Origin of the sequence: Streptomyces sp. NBC_00572, assembly GCF_026341815.1 — a bacterium.
Classification (GTDB): Bacteria; Actinomycetota; Actinomycetes; order Streptomycetales; family Streptomycetaceae; genus Streptomyces.
Genome location: NZ_JAPENX010000001.1, coordinates 1,480,364 through 1,501,119, shown reverse-complemented (window position 1 = coordinate 1,501,119; position 20,756 = coordinate 1,480,364). Strand labels below are relative to the sequence as shown.

Below are 20,756 nucleotides of genomic sequence, written 5' to 3'. Positions count from 1 at the left end.
CGCCGATACGCCGAAGGGGCCCCGGACCGCGTCGGTCCGGGGCCCCTCCGACAGGTGGTTACTTCGCCGCGGCCGCGGCCGCGGCCGCGGCCGCGTCCGCCGCCTGCGCCCGGAGCGCACGCTCGACGCCCGCGCGGCTCTCGGTCACCAGACGCCGCAGCGCCGGCGCCGGGTTGTGCTCGGCGATCCACGCGTCCGTCGCGTCCAGGGTCTCCTGCGAGACCTGGAGCGACGGGTAGAGACCGACCACGATCTGCTGGACGATCTCGTGGCTGCGGGTCTCCGAGATGCCCTTGATCGACGCGAAGTACTTCGCCGTGAACGGGGCGAGCAGCTCGCGCTGGTCGTACTGGACGAAGCCGCCGATGACGGCCTCCTGCACGGCGTTCGCCAGCTTGTCGTCCTCGACGACCGAGGCCCAGGCCTCCGCCTTCGCAGCCTCCGTCGGACGGGCCGCGCGCGCGGTGGCCGCGTGCCGCTCGCCCGCAGCCGTACGGTCGCGCTCCAGCTCGGCGGCGATCTCCGCCTCGTCGAAGCGGCCGGTGGCCGCGAGGCGCTGCACGAACGCCCAGCGCAGCTCGGTGTCGACGGCCAGACCCTCGATGACCTCGGAGCCGTCGAGCAGCCCCGCGAGCACGTCGAGCTCCGCGTCCGTACGGGCGGTCGCCGCGAAGGCCCGCGCCCACGCCAGCTGGTGGTCGCTGCCGCCGTCGGCGGCGCGCAGCTGCTCCTGGGCGAAGGTGCCCCAGCGCGCGAGCCCGGTGGCCCGCCACTCGGGCGCCGCGTACAGCTCAAGGGCGGCCCTGACCTGGCCCTGGAGCGACTGGACCACGCCGATGTCCGACTCCTTGGCGACACCGGAGAGCACGAGCTCCAGGTAGTCGCGGGTGGCCAGCTCGCCGTCGCGGGTCATGTCCCAGGCCGAGGCCCAGCACAGGGCGCGCGGCAGCGACTCGGCGAAGTCGCCGAGGTGCGCGGTGACGTTCTGCAGGGACACCTCGTCGAGGCGGACCTTGGCGTACGACAGGTCGTCGTCGTTGAGGAGGACGACCGACGGGCGGGACTTGCCCACGAGCTGCGGTACGGCGGTCAGCCCGGCGGCCTCGATGTCGAGTTCGAGGCGCTCGGTGCGGACCAGCTTGCCGGCCGCGTCGAGGTCGTAGAAGCCGATCGCGATCCGGTGCGGGCGCAGGACGGCCTCGCCCTTGGCGCCGGCGGGCAGCGCGGGGGCCTCCTGCTTGACGGCGAAGGCGGTGATGGCGCCGTTCTCGTCGGTCTCGATCTCCGGACGGAGGATGTTGATGCCGGCCGTCTCCAGCCATGCCTTCGACCAGGTCTTCAGGTCACGGCCGGAGGTCTCCTCCAGGGCGCCGAGGAGGTCGGACAGGCGCGTGTTGCCGAAGGCGTGGGCCTGGAAGTAGGCCTGGACGCCCTTGAAGAACTCGTCCTGGCCGACATAGGCCACGAGCTGCTTCAGGACGCTCGCGCCCTTGGCGTACGTGATCCCGTCGAAGTTGACGAGCACGTCCTCCAGGTCGTTGATCTCGGCCATGATCGGGTGCGTCGACGGCAGCTGGTCCTGGCGGTAGGCCCAGGTCTTCTCCGCGTTGGCGAAGGTCGTCCAGGCGTTGGGCCAGCGGGTGCCCGCCACCGAGGCCTGGCAGGCGACGGAGGTGTAGGTGGCGAACGACTCGTTCAGCCAGAGGTCGTTCCACCACTCCATGGTGACGAGGTCGCCGAACCACATGTGGGCGAGCTCGTGCAGGATGGTCTCGGCGCGCCGCTCGTACGCCGCGTCCGTCACCTTCGAGCGGAAGACGTACTGGTCGCGGATGGTGACCGCGCCCGCGTTCTCCATCGCGCCCGCGTTGAACTCCGGCACGAAGAGCTGGTCGTACTTCGCGAACGGGTAGTCGTACGCGAACTTCTCCTGGAACCAGTCGAAGCCCTGACGGGTCACGTCGAAGATGTGGTCCGCGTCGAGGAACTCGGCGAGCGACGGACGGCAGTAGATGCCCAGCGGGACCGACTGTCCGTCCTTCTCGTACGAGGAGTGCACCGAGTAGTACGGGCCGACGATCAGCGCGGTGATGTACGTGGAGATGCGGGGGGTGGGCTCGAAGACCCACACGTCGTCCTTCGGCTCCGGCGTGGGGCTGTTGGAGATGACCTTCCACCCGGCCGGCGCCTTCACGGTGAACTGGAAGGTCGCCTTGAGGTCGGGCTGCTCGAACGAGGCGAAGACGCGACGCGCGTCCGGCACCTCGAACTGCGTGTACAGATAGGCCTGGTCGTCGACCGGGTCGACGAAGCGGTGCAGGCCCTCACCGGTGTTGGTGTACGCGCAGTCGGCGACGACCTTCAGCTCGTTGCGGCCCGCGACCAGGTGGGCCAGCGCGATCCGCGAGTCGCGGAAGACGGCGGCGACATCGAGCGCGTGGCCGTTCAGCACGACCTCGTGGACGGCGGGCGCGACGAGGTCGATGAAGGTCGAGGCACCGGCCTCGGCGGAATCGAAGCGGACGGTGGTGACGGACCGGTAGGTGCCGCCCTCCTGCGCACCGGAGAGGTCGAGTTCGACCTCGTACGCGTCCACGGTCAGCAGCTTCGCCCGCTGCTGCGCCTCTTCACGGGTCAGGTTTGTGCCAGGCACCCGGTCAACTCCTCGGTTTTGTGATGTTTGGCCCATCCTTCCACGGGGTGCGTCGGCAACGCACGAGACATTTCCCAGGGCGAACGCGAGAGATTTCCCAGGGCGAACGCCGGGCGTTTTCCGGGGCGAACGCGAGAGGGCGGCCACCCGTCCCCGGATGGCCGCCCTCGTACCGCTTCGGGTGTCAGGCGCCCTTGAGCTCCGCCGCGACGAGCTCCGCGATCTGCACGGCGTTCAGCGCCGCGCCCTTGCGCAGGTTGTCGTTGGAGAGGAAGAGCGCGAGACCGTTGTCGACGGTCTCGTCCACGCGGATGCGGCCCACGAACGAGGCGTCCTTGCCGGCCGCCTGGAGCGGGGTCGGGATCTCGGAGAGCACGACGCCCTCGGCGTCCTTGAGCAGCTCGTAGGCGCGCTCGACGCTGATCGGGCGCTCGAAGCGGACGTTCACCTGGAGGGAGTGGCCGGAGAAGACCGGGACGCGCACGCAGGTGCCGGAGACCTTGAGGCCGGGGATCTCCAGGATCTTGCGGGACTCGTTGCGGAGCTTCTGCTCCTCGTCGGTCTCGAAGGAGCCGTCGTCGACGATGGAACCGGCCAGCGGGACCACGTTGAACGCGATCGGGCGCTTGTAGACGGCCGGCTCGGGGAACTCGACGGCCTCGCCGTCGAAGGCCAGCTGGTCGGCGGTCTCGGCCACGGCGCACGCCTGGTTGCGCAGCTCGGCGACACCGGCCACGCCCGAGCCGGAGACGGCCTGGTAGGTGGTGGCGATCAGCGCGGTGAGGCCGGCCTCCTGGTGGAGCGGCTTGAGGACCGGCATGGCGGCCATCGTGGTGCAGTTCGGGTTGGCGATGATGCCCTTGGGACGGTCCTTGATCGCGTGCGCGTTGACCTCGGAGACCACCAGCGGGACCTCGGGGTCGCCGCGCCAGGCGGAGGAGTTGTCGATCACGACGGCGCCCTGGGAGGCGACCTTCTCGGCGAGGGCGCGGGAGGTGGCGCCGCCGGCGGAGAACAGGACAATGTCCAGGCCGGTGTAGTCGGCGGTGGAGGCGTCCTCGACCGTGACGCCGTCCACGACGGTGCCGGCGGAGCGGGCGGAGGCGAAGAGCCGCAGCTCGTCGAGGGGGAAGCTCCGCTCGGCCAGGATGCTGCGCATGACTGTGCCGACCTGACCGGTGGCTCCGACGATTCCGACCTTCACGGGGACTCCTCCGTACGTATGTGCAGGTTGCTGCCGGTCCATGATGCGTATGTCCCGGGTCGCCTTGTCCAATCCATTGTCCAAGGGACGGGACGAAAGAGGGTCAGCTCTCCTTGGTGCGGGCGTAGTGCCGGGAGGCCTTGGCGCGGTTGCCGCAGATCGCCATCGAGCACCAGCGGCGGGTGCCGTTCCGCGAGGTGTCGAAGAAGTGCAGGATGCACGCCTCGTGCGCGCAGGCCCGGATGCGGTCGGGGGCGGTGCGCAGCAGGTCGAGGTAGTCGCGGGCGGCGGTCCAGCCGGGACCCCAGGCCCGGTCCGCGAACTCGGGCCGCTCGCCCGGGCCGTCTGCGGTGAGCGTGGCCCGGATGCGGCCGTGGCCGAGGACGGTGTCGACGCGGGCGGCGGCCGTGGGGTCGCCGGGGTGGTCGACGAGCGCGGCGAGGGCGTCCCGGGCGGTGAGGGTGTGGCGCAGGGTGGTGGCGTCGGCGGTGAACCGCCCGTCGAGACCGTTGGCGGCGAGCCAGACGGCGAGCCCCTCGACCCCGGTGAGCAGGTCCTGCCGGGCGCCCTCGTCGTTCCAGCGGGTGTTGAGGAGGTCCAGGGAGACGGGCTCGCCGACGAGCGGCCGTGGGTCGATCGCGGTCATGACGGGAACCCTCCTCGATGAACTAACCCCTCAAGGGTACGTGAGCGGTTGACGTCCGTCGTATCTAACCTCTAAAGTCGAATTAAGAGGTTAGTCCGGAGGGGGCTGGCCGCACCGGGAACGGACCTGTCATGACCGCGATCGGCACACTCGCCACCCACCACGTCGGCCTCAACGTCACCGACCTGGACCGCTCGCTCACCTTCTACGGAGAGGTCCTCGGCTTCGAGACCCTCGGCGAGGGCAAGGAGGGCGACAGCCGCTTCGCGTTCCTCGGCCGGGACGGCCGCCTGGTCCTCACCCTCTGGCAGCAGGCCGACGAGAACTACGCCCCCGGCCGCGCGGGCCTCCACCACCTGGCCTTCGAGGCCGAGTCCCTCGACCACGTCCGCGCCGCCGAGGCCGCGCTGCTCGCCCGCGGCGCCACCTTCGCGTACGAGGGCGTCGTGGCCCACCGCGAAGGCGCGGCCTCGGGCGGCATCTTCTTCCACGACCCCGACGGCACCCGCCTGGAAATCTCGGTCCCCAAGGGCGCGGAGGGCGCGGAGGCCCCCTCGGAATCGGCCCCGACCTGCGGCTTCTTCTAGAACGGGAGGACCCGCCATGGGAACCCGGACCCCGCACCCCGTGCCCGCCTACCACCACGGCTCACGAACCGTGCAGGCCAGAGTCGGCGTCCAGGACCTCGCCGACCACGTGGGCCGCTCCATCACCCCCGGCATCCGCCCCGTCGCCGCCGCCTTCCTGGAGGCCCAGCCGATGCTGATGATCGGCGCGGCGGACCCCGCGGGCCGCGTCTGGGGCAGCCTCCTCACCGGCACGCCCGGCTTCACCCGCGCCACCGGCCCGCACACCGTCTCCGTCGCCGGCGGCATCCCCGCCGCCGACCCGCTCGCCGACGCGATCACCGCCGCCGGCACGCCCGTCGGCACCCTCGCCCTCGACCCCCGCACCCGCCGCCGGATGCGCCTCAACGGCATCGCCCGGCCCAGCGCGCGCGGCTTCACGATCGAGGCCGAACAGGTCTTCTCCAACTGCCCGAAATACCTCCAGAAGAGGGAGTGGTACGGCTCCGAGGACACCCGCCCCGGGACCGGCACCGTCCGGCACGGCGAGGAGCTCACCCCCGACCAGGTGCGCCGCGTCCGGGCGGCGGACACCTTCTTCGTGGCCACCGTCGCCCCCGACGGCGTCGACACCAGTCACCGCGGCGGCAACCCCGGCTTCGTCCGGGTCGACGCGTCCCGGGAGCTCAGCTGGCGCGACTACCCGGGCAACGCGATGTTCCTGACCCTGGGGAACCTGGAGGAGGACGGCCGCGCGGGCCTGCTCTTCCTCGACTGGGAGACCGGGACGACCCTGCAGCTCAGCGGCCTCGCCCACACCGAGTACGGCCCCGAGGGGCGGGTCACCCGCTTCCGCGTCGAGCGGACTGCCGAGATCCCGGCCGCCAGCCCCCTGCGCTGGTCGCCCCCGGAATACTCCCCGGCCAACCCGGCCGCGGCCTGACCACGTCCCGACCCGATCGCTGACCCACCCCGGCGCGGCCCGCGCCGGGACGCCGACACCCGAGGACCGCCCGTGACCACCACCCCGGCCCCCGACGCCACCCTGCCCACCGCCGGAGCCATCCCGGCTCCGACCCCGGCCGCGACCGGAACCAGGCCCGGTCCGCCCCCGCGCCCCCGCCCCCGGATCCTCCTCCTCTCCACCGCCGGGAGCGTCGCCGCGCTTCTCCTCCTGGTCGCCGTCGGGACCGTGCTCGACCAGCCCCTGCTCATCCCGCCGCTCGCCGCGAGCATGGCCCTGGTCGCCGGCGCCCCCGATCTGCCGCTGTCCCAGCCGCGTTCGGTCGTCGGCGGGCAGTTGCTCTCCGCCCTCACCGGCTTCGCCGTCCTGGCCGTGGCCGGCCCCGGCCTCTGGGGCGCCGCCGTCGCGGGCGGCCTCGCCCTGGGCGTGATGATGCTGGCCCGCACCCCGCACTCGCCCGCTGCCGCGACCGCCGTGATCGTCGGCCTCCAGGCCCCGCCCCTCTGGTCGTTTCTCGGCCTTCTCGCCCTCGCCTCCCTCCTCCTCGTCGCCGTCGGTCTCGGGGCCGCCCGCGCCACCGGCCGGACGTACCCCGCGTACTGGTTCTAACCTCGGCTCATGAAGCAGGAGTTGAGGGTGGCGGCCTACGCCGTGTGCGTACGGGACGGCGAGGTGCTGCTCGCCCGCTGGGTGGCACGCGACGGCACCAAGCGGTGGACGCTGCCGGGCGGCGGCATGGACCACGGCGAGGAACCCGTACAGACCGTGGTCCGGGAGGTGGAGGAGGAGACCGGCTACCTCGCCGAGCCCACCGCCCTCCTCGGCATCGACTCCATCCGCCGCTCCTGGCTGCGCCGCCTCGCGGCCCCCGGCGACTTCCAGGGCCTGCGGATCATCTACGAGGTGCAGGTCACCGGGGGTGCGCTGCGCAACGAGACCGATGGTTCCACCGACCTCGCCGCCTGGCATCCGCTGGACGCCGTACCCGATCTGCCCCGGGTCGAACTCGTCGACATCGGCCTCGACCTGTGGCGGGAGCGGCCCCCCGTCGGCCGCTCACGGCTCGCCGATCCGTCGAACGGCTGAAGATCGGCCGGAAACCGCTCAACCGGCGCAACCCCGCTCAACCGTCCCGCAGGCCCCGTGGTCCTCCCCGCCGACCGCAGCACACGCACAGCAGAAGACGCACAGGGGAGCCCGCAATGTCAGCCGTACGCACGACCCGCACCGTCCTCGCCGCCGCCCTGGTCGCGGGGCTCACCGCCACGGCGCTCGCCACCCCCGCCCTGGCGGCCTCCGCGCCGGCGAAGGGCGACCACGCCGCCGCACAGCAGGCGATCCAGGCCGCGGTCGACGCCGGCGTGCCCGGCGTCGTCGCCCAGGCCCGGGACGGCCGGGGGTCCTGGACCGGCACCGCCGGAGTGCGCGGGGGGAACGACCGCTACCGCGTCGGCTCCATCACCAAGACCTTCGTCGCCACCGTCCTCCTCCAGCTCCAGGCCGAGGGTCGCCTCGACCTCGACGACCCGGTCGAGAAGTGGCTGCCCGGAGTCGTCCAGGGCAACGGCCACGACGGCCGGAAGATCACCGTCCGCCAGCTGCTCAACCACACCAGCGGCGTCTACAGCGTCACCTCCGACGCCGGCTTCCAGGAGAAGATCTTCGGCCCCGGCTTCCTGGAGCACCGCTACGACCGCTGGACCCCGAAGCAGCTCGTCGACATCGCGATGACCCATGCACCGGACTTCGCCCCCGGCACCGACTGGAACTACTCCAACACCAACTACGTCCTGGCCGGCATGGTGATCGAGAAGGTCACGGGCCGCCCGTACGGCAAGGCGGTCGAGAACCGCATCATCAAGCCTCTCAAGCTCCGCGCCACCAGCGTCCCCGGCACCGACGTCACGATGCCCAGGCCGAGCTCGCCCGCCTGGTCCACGCTCTCCCCCGACGCCGGACCGAACGCGCCGGTCCACGACGTCAGCCGGCTGAGTCCCACCCTCGCCTACGCGGCCGGTGAGATGATCTCCGACTCCCGCGACCTCCAGACCTTCTACCGCGCCCTGCTCAAGGGCCGGCTCCTCCCGAAGGCCGAGCAGAAGGAGATGACGACCACCGTCGAGATGTCGCCCGAACTCCCCGGACTGGGGTACGGACTCGGGCTGATGAAGCAGAAGCTGAGCTGCGGCAAGGAGCTCTGGGGTCACGGCGGCGGCATCCACGGCTCCTCCTCGGAGGCCGTGACCACCAAGGACGGACGCCACTCGCTCGCCCTGAACTTCAACGCCGACTGGACGGGCGACAGCCAGTCCGTCGTGGAGGCCGAGTTCTGCGGCACGACGCCGAAGAAGTAACCCCCGCGGCGAGCCGTCACCGCGGCAGGACGACGACATACGCGGCGGGCTGCCGGTCGGGCGAGGCCATCAGGGCCGTACGCACCACGGTGGCCTGCTGGTCCATCGCCTCGCGCAGCTTGCGCGGGGTGAGGTGGACGACCGTGATGCCGAGCCGCTCCAGGTGCTCCCGCTTGCGGGTGTACTCGGACCAGAGCGCGTCCTCGTCCTGCCGCGGCGCCCGGGTGTCCAGCTCGACGGCGACCGCCTGGTCCGGCCAGTAGGCGTCCACCCCGCCCAGGTGCGGGCCGCCCGGAAGCCGCAGGTCCACGTTCCACAGCGGGTCCGGCAGGGCGAACTCCCGCACCATCTCGTACAGCCGCTGCTCGGAGAGCGACCGCCCCTCGGCGAGCAGCGCGTCCACCGCGTCGACCACGTGCGGCCGGGTGAGCAGTCGGGCCCGGCTCAACTCGCGTACCACCGCGCCCGGTTCGCAGTGACCGCCGCTCACCGCCTCGGTGAGCAGCCGGCGTACGGTCTCCGCGTCCGAGAGCCCCGCCACCGCGTCGGCGACGGCCCGGGCGACCGGGGCGACGGGCACGCCCGTCAGCTTCACCGGCTCGGGGGAGTCGGGGGCGCGCACCACCCGCACCCAGCCGGTGGAGCGCAGCCGCCGGGTGCGCGGGACGAGCAGGTCGATCCGGTCCAGGGCGGTGAGCGGGGGAGCGGAGGAGAAGCGGTGCAGGGTCAGCGCGGCGAGTCCGGTGATCATCGCGTCGGGGCCCTGCGGGGGTACGGCCCCGGTCCTGCGGGCGTAGAGGAGTGCCGCGTGGAGCCGGTCCTCGCTGGTGGGCGGTCCCGGCTGGAGCAGGAAGACGCCGGGAAGGAGCTGCTGCCAGCCGCCGGGCCGGCAGCGTGCGGCGACCTCGCCGGCGGGAATGCCCTGGGTCCTCAACTGGTCGGCGGACGCGAGGCGTTGTGCCCGCCCGGTGGGGGAGGCGAGGGGGAGGGGGCGGGGGGTGATGGGGGTGTTGTGGTTCATGCCGGGGATCTTCCGCTCCCGAAGGTTCCCCTAACCCCTGTTACACGCTCGTCGACAATTAGGGACAAGCCTGCCCTAAAGTACGCGCGTTCGAATGCCGATGAGGGGCGCGCCCGGATGCTCCGGAAAGCCCGAAGGGGGCCGCGGGCCGAAGCCCGCGACCCCCTTCGGGAACGGTGTCAGGCCGCCAGACGGTCGCAGTCCTGCGCCCGCAGCGCCCGCGCCAGGTCGTCCCGCGACTCCAGGACCAGACGGCGCAGCGCCGGCGCGGCCGACTTGTGCGCCGACAGCCAGGCGTCCGTCGCGGCCAGCGTCGACGCGTCGTCCTGGAGACCCGGGAACAGGCCCCGGACGATGTCCATGCCGATCTGGATCGACCGCTCGGCCCACAGCCGCTCGATCACCGCGAAGTACTTCTCGGCGTACGGCGCGATCAGTTCGCGCTGCGAGGGCTGGACGAAGCCCGCGATGGTCGCCTCGACCAGCGCGTTCGACAGGGTGTCCGACTCGACGACCTGCGCCCAGGCCTGCGCCTTGACGGCGGCCGAGGGCCGCGAGGCCAGGCAGCGGACCTGGTGGCGCTTGCCCGTGGCCGTGTCGTCCCGGGCCAGCTCCTCGCCGATCCGGGTCTCGTCCGCGCGGCCGTGCACGGCGAGCGGCGAGAGCAGCGACCAGCGCGTCTCCTGGTCGACGTCGAGCCCGTCGATCTTCGCCGTTCCGTCGAGCAGCCCCTCAAGGAGCTGGAAGTCGGCGTCGGAGGAGGCCGTCGCGGCGAGGAACCGCGCCCAGGTCAGCTGGTGTTCGCTGCCCGGCTCGGCCACCCGCAGCTCGCGCAGGGCCCCCTCGGCGAGCAGCCGCCCGCCCTCCTCGCGCCACTCGGGGGCCGCGTAGAGGGTGACCGCCGACTTGGCCCAGGCGTGCACCATCTGGAGGACGCCGATGTCGGTCTCGCGGCCCGCGAAGGCGAGGACGACGGCGACGAAGTCCCGGGCGGGCATCAGCCCGTCGCGGGTCAGGTTCCACAGCGCCGACCAGCACAGGGCCCGCGCGAGGGGGTCCGTGATGTCGCCGAGGTGCGCGCGCAGGGTGGCCAGCGAGCCCTCGTCGAAGCGGACCTTGCAGTAGGTGAGGTCGTCGTCGTTGACGAGGACCAGGTCGGGCTTCTCCTCGCCCGCCAGGTCGGCGACGACGGTCCGGGCCCCGGTGATGTCGGCCTCGGCGCGCGCGTACCGGACGAGCTCCCCGCCGGAGAGCCGGTAGAGGCCGACGGCGGCGCGGTGGGGGCGCAGCTCGTCGCCCTCCTGGAGGACGGCGAGCTCGGTGATCCGGCCCTCCGCGTCGTAGGTGACGGCCGGCGTCATGGTGTTCACGCCGGAGGTCTGGAGCCAGGACTTCGCCCAGGACTTCATGTCGCGTCCGGAGGTCTCCTCCAGGATCGCGAGGAGGTCGGCGAGGCGGGTGTTCCCGTAGGCGTGGCGCTTGAAGTAGCGGCGCGCACCTTCGAGGAAGGCGTCCCGGCCCGCGTACGCGACGAGCTGCTTGAGCACCGACGCGCCCTTGGCGTACGTGATGCCGTCGAAGTTGAGCTTGGCGTCCTCCAGGTCACGGATGTCGGCCGTGATCGGGTGGGTGGACGGCAGCTGGTCGGCGCGGTACGCCCAGGCCTTGCGGTTGTTGGCGAAGGTCACCCAGCTGTTGGTGAAGCGGGTCGCCTCGGCCAGCGAGAAGGAGCCCATGAAGTCCGCGAAGGACTCCTTCAGCCACAGGTCGTCCCACCACACCATGGTGACCAGGTCGCCGAACCACATGTGGGCCATCTCGTGCAGGATGACGTTCGCCCGGCGCTCGTACGCCGCCTGCGTCACCTTGCCCCGGTAGATGTACTCCTCGCGGAAGGTCACCATGCCCGGGTTCTCCATCGCGCCGAGGTTGTACTCGGGGACGAAGGCCTGGTCGTACTTCCCGAAGGGGTACGGGTAGTCGAAGTTGTCGTGGAAGAAGTCGAAGCCCTGCTTGGTGATCAGGAAGACGTCGTCCGCGTCGAAGTGCTTGGCGAGCCCCTTGCGGCACATCGCGCCGAGCGGGATCTCCAGCTCGGTCCCGTCGTCCAGCGTCCGCGTGTACGTGTCCGTGACGTAGTGGTACGGCCCCGCCACGACACAGGTGATGTACGTGGAGATCGGCGCCGTCTCCGCGAACCGCCACACGCCCTCGGCGTCCTGCTCGCCCACGCCGTTCGACCAGACCGTCCAGCCCTCGGGCGCCGTCACCGAGAAGCGGTACGGGGCCTTGAGGTCGGGCTGCTCGAAGTCGGCGTACACCCGGCGGGCGTCGGCCGGCTCGTACTGCGTGTAGAGGTAGACCTCGCCGTCCTCCGGGTCGACGAAGCGGTGCATGCCCTCGCCGGTCCGGCTGTAGGCGCACTGCGCGTCCACCACGAGCGTGTTCTCGTCGGCGAGGCCGTCGAGGGCGATCCGGGAGCCGTCGAAGACGACCGCCGGGTCGAGGGAGCGCCCGTTGAGGGTGACCGCGGTCACCGACGGGGCGATCAGGTCCACGAACGTGCTCGTGCCCTCGCCGGTGCGGCGGAAGCGGATCGTCGTCTCCGAGCGGAAGGTGCGCACCGCCTCGGCCGAGTCGCCGACCGCCGAGCGCAGGTCGAGGACGACCTCGTAGCCGTCGACGGACAGCAGCGCCGCCCGCTCGTGGGCCTCGTCGCGGGACAGATTCTCACCGGGCACGGTCACTCCTTCGTGGCACGTTCGAAACAGCACCGATCTTCCCATGTGCGGCTGTCGGCCGGGACACGGGAATGCCGTCGCGCGTTCGTCGGTTCCTTCCTTTCGGCGTACCGCCTTCTACTTCGCGCCATCTTTTCCGCCGTCTTTCCCCACGGCCGCACCGAGGAGTGACATGTCCGAGAGCAGGACCATCGCCGACTTCTACTTCGACCCGCTGTGCCCCTGGGCCTGGATGACCTCCCGCTGGATGCTGGAGGTGGAGCAGGTCCGCCCGGTCGACGTGCGCTGGAAGGTGATGAGCCTGGCCGTGCTCAACGAGAACCGGCTCGACGAGGTCCCGGCCGAGTACCGGGAGATGCTGGAGACCCAGGCCTGGGGCCCCGTCCGGGTCGTCATCGCCGCCCAGCAGCTGCACGGCGACGAGGTCGTCGGCAAGCTCTACACGGCGCTCGGCACCCGCTTCCACAACAACGGCGAGGGTGCGACCCGCGAGGCGATCGAAGGCGCCCTGGCCGATGTCGGTCTGCCGCAGGACCTGGCCGCGTACGCCGACAAGGACACGTACGACGCCGAGCTGCGCGCCTCCCACACGGAGGGCATCGAGAAGGTCGGCCAGGACGTCGGCACCCCGGTCATCGCGGTCCCGGGCCCGGACGGCGACGAGGTCGCCTTCTTCGGTCCCGTGGTCACCCCGACCCCGCGCGGCGAGGCGGCGGCCCGGCTGTGGGACGGCACGCTGCTCGTGGCGTCGACGCCGGGCTTCTACGAGATCAAGCGCACCCGGACCGCGGAGCCCAGCTTCATCTAGTCAGTCGTCGCGGTCTCTGCGGAGGCATGGAAGAACCCCCGTGATTCACGTCATCACGGGGGTTCTTCTTTCATCCGCCCGCAGGTGAAGGTTGAGAAGACGATCACGAGCAGGACGACGGGGGAGCCTCGGCAGGCTCCGGATCAGAAGGAGATCAGCGGTACGGAGGCCTTGGCGGCGTGGTAGCGCTTGCTCACGTCCTGCCAGTCGACGACCTGCCACATGGCCTCGATGAAGTCCACCTTCTGGTTCTTGTACTGCAGGTAGAAGGCGTGCTCCCAGGCGTCGAAGACGAGGACCGGGACCGAGCCCTGGCCGACGTTGCCCTGGTGGTCGTAGACCTGCTCCACGATGAGCCGGCCACTGATCGGCTCGTACGCGAGGACACCCCAGCCAGAGCCCTGGGTGGTCGCGGAGGCCTTGGTCAGCTGGGCCTTGAACTTGGCGAAGGAGCCGAAGGACTCGGTGATCGCGTCCGCGAGGTCACCGACGCCGTCGGCGGCCAGCGGCTCGCCGCCGCCCCCGTCCTTCGGGCTGTTCATGTTGTTCCAGTAGATGGAGTGGAGGATGTGGCCGGAGAGGTGGAAGGCCAGGTTCTTCTCCAGGCCGTTGATCGCGCCCCACTGGTCCTTGTCGCGCGCCTCCTCCAGCTGCTCCAGGGTGTCGTTCGCTCCCTTGACGTACGCGGCGTGGTGCTTGTCGTGGTGCAGCTCGATGATCTGCGGATTGATCACCGGCTCCAGCGCCGCGTAGTCGTACGGCAGCTCCGGAAGTGTGTAGATCGCCATTGCCGAGCCCTTCGCCTGACCTCTTATTGCAAACTATATGCAACTGCAGGCTAGCAGTAGGTGCGGAAGAAGTTGATCAGCCCTTGGTCCTAGGCCGATCGCCCGATCGCGGACACAGCACCGCGCCCCGCCGGGCATCGAGCTCGGCGGGGCGCGGTGTGGTGTCGGGAAGGGGGAGGGAGGCTCAGGCCTCCTCGGCCACCGGCCCCCGCTGCTTCTGGCGGGCGAAGCCGACGGCGGCGAGCAGGAGCGTCAGGCCGCCCGTCCAGTAGAGCTGCACCCGCGTGCCCTCCTCACGGGCCATCAGGACGAAGATCGCCGCCATGCCGGCGAGCGCCACCCAGGTCAGCACCGGGAAGGCCCACATCCGCACGACCAGCTTCTCGGGCGCCTCGCGCTCGGTGCGGCGGCGCAGCACCAGCTGCGAGGCGGCGATGAAGAACCAGACGACCAGGATGATCGCGCCGATCGTGTTGAGCAGCCAGACGAAGATGTCGTCCGGACGCCAGTAGCTGAGCAGCACACAGGCGAAGCCGAAGACGGAGGAGACGAGCACCGCCGGCCGGGGGACCCCGCCGAAGGTGCGGCCGAGCGCCTTCGGGCCCTGGCCGCGCGAGACGAGCGAACCGGCCATGCGGGAGGCGCCGTAGATGTTGGCGTTCATCGCCGACAGCAGGGCGACGAGCACGACCACGTTCATGATCTGGCCGGCCGCCGGGATGTCCAGGTGGTCGAGGGTCGCGACGTACGGGCCCTTCTCGACGACCGCCTTGTCGCCCCACGGGACGAGGGTGACGATGACCGCCATCGAGCCGATGTAGAAGAGCGCGATCCGCCACATCGCCGTACGGACCGCCTTGGCGACGCCCTGCACCGGGTGCTCCGACTCGGCCGCCGCGATGGTGACCGTCTCCAGACCGCCGTACGCGAAGACCGAGGCGAGCAGACCCACGATCAGGCCCTCGGAGCCGTGCGGGAAGAAGCCGCCGTCGCCGGTGAGGTTCGCGGTGCCGGGGGCGTCCGTGCCGGGCAGGACGCCGACGATGGCGAGGACGCCGATGCCGAGGAAGAGGACGATCGCGCCGACCTTGAGCGCGGCGAACCAGAACTCGAACTCGCCGAAGTTCTTCACGGCCGCCAGGTTGGTGACGCAGAAGACCAGCATGAAGAGCGCGACCCAGGCCCACTCGGGGCTGCCGGGGAACCAGCCGGTCATGATCTTCGCGGCGCCGATGCCCTCAAGGCCGACGGCGACACAGAGCAGGAACCAGAACGCCCAGCCGGCGGTGAAGCCGGCCCAGGGGCCGAAGGCCCGCTCGGCGTGCACGGAGAACGAGCCGGAGGCCGGGTTCGCCGCGGACATCTCGCCGAGCATCCGCATCACCAGCATCACGAGGATGCCGGAGATCGCGTAGGCGATCACGATCGAGGGCCCGGCGGCGGCGATGCCGGCGCCGGAGCCGACGAAGAGCCCGGCACCGATGACGCCGCCGAGGGCGATCATCGAGAGATGGCGCTGCTTGAGGCCGTGGGTGAGGCCCTCGGCAGGTGCGGTCGCGCCGTCCTTGCGGTCGGCCGGCGCGGGCGCGGTGGTCCGAGACATGGGCGAGCCCTGTTCACTAGCTGAGACGGGGAGGGAGCCCACAGTCTGTGGGCCACCACCGCTCACTGGGAACGGATGTCCGCTATACGGGCACGACCTTCACACAAGGTGAAGATCTAACCTCGCTTCGTGCGCAGTTCCCGGGCCCAGGCCACCAGCAGCACCGCCCCGGTCGCCGCGCCCGACCACAGCACCTGCGGCCGGGCCGCGTCATCGGTCAGCATCAGGACCAGGACCGCGCCCATCGCGGCGAGCGCCACCCAGGTCAGCCACGGGAAGCCCCACATCCTCAAGCTCAGCGTCTCCGGCGCCTCCCGCTCGATCCGGCGCCGCAGCCGCAGCTGCGAGACCGCGATCAGCGCCCAGACGAAGAGCAGCACCGCGCCGACCGCGTTGAGCATGTAGAGGAAGACGGAATCCGGCCACTTCAGATTGAGCAGTACGGAGACGAAGCCGAAGGCCACCGAGGCGAGCACCGCCCGGCGCGGCACCCCTCCGCCGGAGACCCGGAGCAGCCCCTTCGGCGCCTCTCCGCGCTCGGCGAGCGAGAACACCATCCGCGAGGAGCCGTACAGGTTCGCGTTGAGCGCCGAGAGCAGCGCCACGAACACCACCACGTTCATGATCTGGCCCGCCGCCGGCACCCCGATGGAGTCCAGGACCGCGACGTACGGCGACTCGCCCGGCTTCATCGAGGTCCAGGGCAGCAGCGTCACGATGACCAGCATCGAACCCACGTAGAAGAGGAGGATCCGCCAGACCGCGCTGCGCACCGCCCGCGCCACGTTCCGTGCCGGGTCGTCGGACTCGGCCGCCGCGATCGTGACGACCTCCAGACCGCCGAACGCGAAGACGACCGCGAGGACTCCGGAGATCACTCCCGACCAGCCGTTGGGCAGGAAACCGCCCTGACCCGTCAGGTTCGCGAGCCCCACCGGATCCGTGTCGGGCAGCCAGCCCACGATCGCGAGGACGCCGAGCACCAGGAAGAGGACGATCGCGCCGACCTTCAGCGCCGCGAACCAGAACTCGAACTCTCCGAAGTTCTTCACCGCCGCGAGGTTGGCGAGGGTGAACACGATCATGAAGATCAGCACCCAGCCCCACTGCGGGACGTCCGGCACCCAGCCGTGCGCGATCCGCGCCGCGCCCGTCGCCTCCACGGCGAGGACGACGACGAGCAGGAACCAGTACAGCCAGCCCACCGAGAATCCGGCCCACCGGCCGAGCGCCCGCTCCGCGTGGACCGAGAAGGCCCCCGACGCGGGCATCGCCGCCGACATCTCGCCGAGCATCCGCATCACCAGCATCGCGAGCGCCCCGGCGATCAGATACGAGACCACGATGCCGGGCCCGGCGACGGCGATGCCCGCCCCCGAGCCGACGAACAGTCCGGCGCCGATCACGCCGCCGAGACCCAGCATCGTCAGATGACGCTGCTTCAGACCGTGGGAGAGGGGCTCCGGTTCGGAGGCGAGGGAGTCGTGCATGTGGGGGGCTCGTGCTCTCTGACGGTTTATGGAGACCCCACAGTCTCTCCAGTGAACGACCCCTGGCGCAAAAGGGACCTCCGCGCAGGAGTTCCCAGTGACAAGCGTCACGTGGCGAGAGGTGTGATCGGCGGGGTTTGTTCGATCTCCACGAAGCAGTCGACCGTCGCTTTGTCGGCGGCTGACGGTGATCGAGCGTTCACTCCTGGCATACCGTCAAGGCGTCCCACCCACCCTCACCCCCGCGGAGTACCGATGAGCACCGCCGCCGCCCCCGTCCGTTCCCTCCGTGCCGGCACCGTCCTCGCCGACCTGCTCCCGGCGAGCCGCACCCGCGACATCGCGCTGGTCGTCGGCGGCGCCGCCCTCACCGGCCTCGCCGCGCAGCTCTCCGTCCCGGTCCCCGGCTCCCCGGTCCCGGTCTCCGGCCAGACCTTCGCCGCCCTGCTCGTCGGCACCGCGCTCGGCGCCCGCCGCGGCTTCCTCGCCCTGGCCCTGTACGCGGTGGCCGGCATGGCGGGCGTGCCGTGGTTCGCCCAGGCCTCCTCCGGCTACGCGATGCCGTCCTTCGGTTATGTCCTCGGCATGCTGCTCGCCTCGACCGTCGTCGGCGCCCTCGCCCGCCGCGGCGCGGACCGCTCGGTGCTCCGCACGGCCGGCGTGATGGTCCTGGGCTCCGCGATCATCTACGCGGTCGGCGTGCCCTACCTGGCGCTCGCGACCGGCATGAGCCTCGGCCAGGCCGTTGCGGCCGGCCTCACCCCGTTCCTCATCGGCGACGCCCTCAAGGCGGCCCTCGCCATGGGCGCCCTGCCGGCCGCCTGGAAGCTGGTCGGCGGCCGCAAGGGCTGAGCCGTCCGCGCGGACGAAGAGGGCCCGTCGTTCCCCGAGGAACGGCGGGCCCTCTCGCGTGGGTGCCCCAAGTGCTAGACGCGCTCGGAGAGCTCGGCCGGATCCTTCGCCGAGGCCTTCGTGACTCGTTCCTTGACCAGCGCGATGGCGATCACCAGCGCGGCCACGAGCAGCGAGAGCACGACCTGCTCACGGGCGCTGCCGCCGTCGTAGAGCATGTAGCCGAGGACGAAGACGATCATGCCGATCGTCGCCCAGGTCAGGTACGGGAAGAGCCACATCTTCACGACGAGCTTCTCCGGCGTCTCGCGCAGGATGATGCCGCGCATCCGCAGCTGGGTCACGCAGATGACCAGCCAGACGAAGAGCGCCACCGCGCCGGAGGAGTTCAGCAGGAACGCGAAGACGGTGTCCGGCCACTTGTAGTTGAAGAAGACCGCGACGAAGCCGAAGACGACCGAACCGAGGATCGCCGCCGTCGGCACGCCCCGCTTGTTGACCTTGGCGAAGGCCTTGGGCGCGTCACCGCGCCGGCCGAGCGAGAAGGCCATGCGGGAGGCGGTGTAGAGACCCGAGTTCAGGCAGGAGAGCACGGCGGTGAGGACGATCACGTTCATGATCTGACCGGCGTGCGCGATGCCGATGGAGTCGAGGGCGGCGACGTACGAGCCCTTCTCGACGATCGACTTGTCGTTCCACGGCAGCAGGGTCAGGACGATGAAGATCGAGCCCAGGTAGAAGACGCCGATGCGCCAGATCACGCTGTTGGTGGCCTTGGTGACGGCCTTCTGCGGGTTCTCGGACTCACCGGCGGCCAGGGTGACGATCTCGCTGCCCATGAAGGAGAAGACGACCATCAGCACACCGGTGAGGATCGCTCCCGCACCCATCGGGAAGAAGCCCCCGCTGTCGGTGAGGTGCGCGAATCCGGCGCCCGGGTTGTCCGAGCCGGGCAGCACGCCGAAGACGGCGAGCATGCCGATGACGACGAAGCCGCCGATGGCGACGACCTTGATGCCGGCGAACCAGAACTCGAACTCGCCGTAGGAGGCGACGGAGCCGAGGTTGGTGGCGGTCAGCACCACCATCACGATGAGCGCCCAGCCCCATTGCGGAACGGCCGGGACCCAGCTCTCCAGGATCTTGGCGCCGGCGGTCGCCTCGACGGCGAGGACGACGACCCAGAAGAACCAGTAGAGCCAGCCGATGCTGAAGCCGGCCCAGCGGCCGAGGGCACGGTCGGCGTAGGCGGAGAAGGAGCCGGAGGACGGCCGGGCGGCGGCCATCTCGCCGAGCATCCGCATGACGAAGACGACCATGGCGCCGACGAGCGCGTAGGACAGCAGGATCGCGGGACCGGCGGCGGCGATGCCGGAGCCGGAGCCGACGAAGAGACCGGCACCGATGACGCCACCGATGGCGATCATCGACAGGTGACGGTTCTTGAGACCGGCCTTGAGGCCGTCGGAGGAGTCGGGGGCCCCGGGGGCTCCGGTCTCCTCGCCGTCCTTCGTCAGGGTCGGTTGCGTGTTCATGAACGCTTCCTTGCGTGTGGGGGGCGCTCGGGTCGCGAGCCCGAGCATTGAACACCGTGAACGGCTGTGATCGGAAGACCTCATTCCGGATCGTTGTGTGGACCACTTCGCGAGAGTCGAAGGTCCGTACCAGACCGGGTGAAGGTCCCGACCCCGCTGACCGCTACCCGGCCCGTGACATGCCACACTCGGTTTCATGCGCGTCTACATCGGTTCCGACCACGCCGGCTTTGAACTCAAGAACCACCTCGTCGAGTGGCTCACGGCTCACGGCCACGAGCCCGTCGACTGCGGTCCCCACATCTACGACGCCCTGGACGACTACCCGCCGTTCTGCCTGCGTGCCGCCGAGAAGACGGCCGCGGACGCGGACAGCCTGGGCGTCGTCATCGGCGGTTCGGGCAACGGCGAGCAGATCGCCGCGAACAAGGTGAAGGGGGTGCGCGCCGCCCTCGCCTGGAGCGAGCAGACCGCCGCCCTCGGCCGCGAGCACAACAACGCCAACGTGATCTCCGTCGGCGGCCGGATGCACACCCGGGAAGAGGCGACCAAGTTCGTCGAGATCTTCCTGAACACCCCGTACTCCGGTGACGAGCGTCACACCCGCCGGATCGACATGCTCACCGCGTACGAGACCACCGGCGAGCTCCCCCCGATCCCGGCCCACCACCCGCAGGAGCCGACCGCCTGATGCCCGAGGGGCACACGATCCACCGACTGGCCGCCGACCACCGGGAACGGTTCGGCGGCCGGTCCGCGCGGGTGACCAGCCCGCAGGGCAAGTTCACGGACTCGGCGGCGCTGCTCGACGGCGCGGTGCTCGACACCACCGAGGCCCACGGCAAGCACCTCTTCCTCGGCTTCGCCGGCATGGGCTGGGTCCACATCCACCTGGGCCTCTTCGGCAAGGTGAACTTCGGCGACGCGCCCGCCCCGCCGCCCACCGACACGGTCCGGCTGCGCCTCGCGAACCCCGAGTCGTACGTCGACCTGCGCGGCCCCACCACCTGCGCCCTGATCACGGACGCCGAGAAGCGGGCGATACACGACCGCCTGGGCCCGGACCCGCTCCGCGCGGACGACGACCCCGACAAGGCCTGGCGCCGCGTCTCGAAGTCCCGCACCACCATCGCCGCCCTGCTCATGGATCAGAAGGTCATCGCGGGCGTCGGCAACGTCTACCGCGCCGAGGTCCTCTTCCGGCACGGCATCGATCCGTACCGCACCGGCAAGGACCTGACGCGCCGGGAATGGGACGCGATCTGGACGGACCTGGTGGAGCTCATGCGCGAGGGCGTCCGCCTCAACCGCATCGACACCGTCCGCCCCGAGCACACCCCCGAGGCGATGGGCCGCCCGCCGCGCGTCGACGACCACGGCGGCGAGGTGTACGTCTACCGCAGGACCCACCAGCCCTGCCTGGTCTGCGGCGACGAGATCCGCACCGCCGACCTCGCCGCCCGCAACCTCTTCTGGTGCCCCGGCTGCCAGGCCCGCTAGGACCTGTCCGGAGGACCGGTGCGGAGAAGCC

Annotated in this window: 18 protein-coding genes; 9 read left to right on the top strand and 9 right to left on the bottom strand. The window is 70.9% G+C overall.

What is annotated here, in order from left to right:
* Window positions 1-58: 58 nt before the first annotated feature.
* From pepN (OG514_RS06890) to OG514_RS06880, 3 genes are all read right to left on the bottom strand, one after another.
* On the bottom strand, window positions 59-2,653 hold the full coding sequence (gene pepN / locus OG514_RS06890; protein ID WP_266891930.1) for an aminopeptidase N: 2,595 nt from the start codon (window positions 2,651-2,653) through the stop codon (window positions 59-61).
* Between the two features lie 184 nt (window positions 2,654-2,837).
* The gene (locus OG514_RS06885; RefSeq protein WP_266891928.1) at window positions 2,838-3,857 is read right to left on the bottom strand and encodes an aspartate-semialdehyde dehydrogenase; all 1,020 of its coding nucleotides are present in this window, start codon (window positions 3,855-3,857) and stop codon (window positions 2,838-2,840) included.
* Between the two features lie 103 nt (window positions 3,858-3,960).
* Window positions 3,961-4,503 (bottom strand): CGNR zinc finger domain-containing protein, encoded by a 543-nt coding sequence (locus tag OG514_RS06880; RefSeq protein WP_266891927.1) that lies wholly within the window; start codon window positions 4,501-4,503, stop codon window positions 3,961-3,963.
* Between the two features lie 131 nt (window positions 4,504-4,634).
* Here OG514_RS06880 and OG514_RS06875 point away from each other — a divergent pair, with 131 nt between their 5' ends.
* From OG514_RS06875 to OG514_RS06855, 5 genes are all read left to right on the top strand, one after another.
* Window positions 4,635-5,090, top strand: coding sequence for a VOC family protein (locus OG514_RS06875; RefSeq protein ID WP_266891925.1), 456 nt, complete (start codon window positions 4,635-4,637; stop codon window positions 5,088-5,090).
* A gap of 16 nt (window positions 5,091-5,106) precedes the next feature.
* Window positions 5,107-6,012 (top strand): pyridoxamine 5'-phosphate oxidase family protein, encoded by a 906-nt coding sequence (locus tag OG514_RS06870; protein WP_266891923.1) that lies wholly within the window; start codon window positions 5,107-5,109, stop codon window positions 6,010-6,012.
* 72 nt (window positions 6,013-6,084) lie between these two features.
* Window positions 6,085-6,642 carry an HPP family protein gene (locus OG514_RS06865; protein ID WP_266891921.1) on the top strand — a complete coding sequence of 186 codons (558 nt, stop codon included), beginning with the start codon at window positions 6,085-6,087 and terminating at the stop codon, window positions 6,640-6,642.
* 9 nt (window positions 6,643-6,651) lie between these two features.
* Window positions 6,652-7,119 (top strand): NUDIX hydrolase, encoded by a 468-nt coding sequence (locus tag OG514_RS06860; protein ID WP_266891919.1) that lies wholly within the window; start codon window positions 6,652-6,654, stop codon window positions 7,117-7,119.
* 116 nt (window positions 7,120-7,235) lie between these two features.
* A complete protein-coding gene (locus OG514_RS06855; protein WP_266891918.1) occupies window positions 7,236-8,387 on the top strand; it encodes a serine hydrolase in 1,152 nt (383 codons plus the stop codon).
* 16 nt (window positions 8,388-8,403) lie between these two features.
* On the opposite strand, the gene OG514_RS06850 is transcribed toward OG514_RS06855, so the two are convergent.
* Together OG514_RS06850 and pepN (OG514_RS06845) are read right to left on the bottom strand one after the other, a co-directional pair.
* The gene (locus OG514_RS06850; RefSeq protein ID WP_266891916.1) at window positions 8,404-9,408 is read right to left on the bottom strand and encodes a hypothetical protein; all 1,005 of its coding nucleotides are present in this window, start codon (window positions 9,406-9,408) and stop codon (window positions 8,404-8,406) included.
* A gap of 179 nt (window positions 9,409-9,587) precedes the next feature.
* Window positions 9,588-12,149 (bottom strand): aminopeptidase N, encoded by a 2,562-nt coding sequence (pepN, locus tag OG514_RS06845; RefSeq protein WP_266891914.1) that lies wholly within the window; start codon window positions 12,147-12,149, stop codon window positions 9,588-9,590.
* A gap of 172 nt (window positions 12,150-12,321) precedes the next feature.
* Here pepN (OG514_RS06845) and OG514_RS06840 point away from each other — a divergent pair, with 172 nt between their 5' ends.
* Window positions 12,322-12,957 carry a DsbA family protein gene (locus OG514_RS06840; RefSeq protein WP_266891912.1) on the top strand — a complete coding sequence of 212 codons (636 nt, stop codon included), beginning with the start codon at window positions 12,322-12,324 and terminating at the stop codon, window positions 12,955-12,957.
* Window positions 12,958-13,100: 143 nt separating this feature from the next.
* Here OG514_RS06840 and OG514_RS06835 read toward each other — a convergent pair whose 3' ends face one another.
* The 3 genes from OG514_RS06835 to OG514_RS06825 form a co-directional block, all read right to left on the bottom strand.
* A complete protein-coding gene (locus tag OG514_RS06835; RefSeq protein WP_266891910.1) occupies window positions 13,101-13,745 on the bottom strand; it encodes a superoxide dismutase in 645 nt (214 codons plus the stop codon).
* A gap of 184 nt (window positions 13,746-13,929) precedes the next feature.
* Entirely contained in the window at window positions 13,930-15,348 is a 1,419-nt protein-coding gene (locus OG514_RS06830; RefSeq protein ID WP_266891908.1) for an amino acid permease, read from the bottom strand.
* Between the two features lie 116 nt (window positions 15,349-15,464).
* Window positions 15,465-16,838 carry an amino acid permease gene (locus OG514_RS06825; RefSeq protein ID WP_266891906.1) on the bottom strand — a complete coding sequence of 458 codons (1,374 nt, stop codon included), beginning with the start codon at window positions 16,836-16,838 and terminating at the stop codon, window positions 15,465-15,467.
* Between the two features lie 255 nt (window positions 16,839-17,093).
* Between OG514_RS06825 and OG514_RS06820 the strand changes: the two genes are divergently transcribed.
* Complete coding sequence (locus tag OG514_RS06820; RefSeq protein WP_266891904.1) at window positions 17,094-17,690, top strand: biotin transporter BioY; 597 nt, start codon at window positions 17,094-17,096, stop codon at window positions 17,688-17,690.
* A gap of 74 nt (window positions 17,691-17,764) precedes the next feature.
* Here the strand turns inward: OG514_RS06820 and OG514_RS06815 are convergent, their stop codons facing one another.
* The gene (locus OG514_RS06815) at window positions 17,765-19,225 is read right to left on the bottom strand and encodes an amino acid permease (RefSeq protein WP_266891902.1); all 1,461 of its coding nucleotides are present in this window, start codon (window positions 19,223-19,225) and stop codon (window positions 17,765-17,767) included.
* 196 nt (window positions 19,226-19,421) lie between these two features.
* Between OG514_RS06815 and OG514_RS06810 the strand changes: the two genes are divergently transcribed.
* Window positions 19,422-19,916, top strand: coding sequence for a ribose-5-phosphate isomerase (locus tag OG514_RS06810; RefSeq protein ID WP_266891900.1), 495 nt, complete (start codon window positions 19,422-19,424; stop codon window positions 19,914-19,916).
* Entirely contained in the window at window positions 19,916-20,725 is an 810-nt protein-coding gene (locus OG514_RS06805) for an Fpg/Nei family DNA glycosylase (RefSeq protein WP_266891898.1), read from the top strand. Before OG514_RS06810 ends, OG514_RS06805 begins: the two co-directional genes overlap by 1 nt.
* Window positions 20,726-20,756: the final 31 nt, after the last annotated feature.